Below are 410 nucleotides of genomic sequence, written 5' to 3'. Positions count from 1 at the left end.
TGTAAAAAATATAAATGACGATAAGTGTAAAATTACCTTTGTTTTTTTCATAATCTAACTCTTAGTTTTTTCATAAATTCCATTGCCTATTAATTCGCCTATCGTGCCTCCAATCAATCTGACCCCTGCCGTCAAATCCGTACAGTTAAACTTGGGAGATTTAATTACGCAGCTTGACGATAATAATCAAACCACACCTGTCTTGGCGATTTATAGCCCAAGCTCTTTTGAGTTCTCGTTTGGTTGTAATATAGTTCAATATATCCAATGATATCGGTAATGGCGGCAAATCTAGTTTTATAGTCTTGGTGATACACCAGCTCGTTCTTTAATATGCCCCAGAAGCTTTCTATGGGTGCGTTGTCAAAGCAGTTGCCTTTAGCACTCATTGAGCCTGTAAACTGATGCTG

The 410-nt window shown here is 37.6% G+C and carries 1 protein-coding gene; it reads right to left on the bottom strand.

The window, feature by feature from the left end:
- Positions 1–164: 164 nt before the first annotated feature.
- Positions 165–410 (bottom strand): IS3 family transposase (locus AAEZ03_RS26055; protein WP_350582631.1); only part of this gene is annotated, 246 nt, incomplete at its 5' end.

The organism is Pseudomonas sp. HY2-MNA-CIBAN-0224 (genome assembly GCF_040310285.1).
In the GTDB taxonomy this organism is placed as follows: Bacteria; Pseudomonadota; Gammaproteobacteria; order Pseudomonadales; family Pseudomonadaceae; genus Aquipseudomonas; species Aquipseudomonas helleri.
Note: the sequence above shows the minus strand (reverse complement) of the source record. Positions and strands in the feature narration are given on the sequence as shown.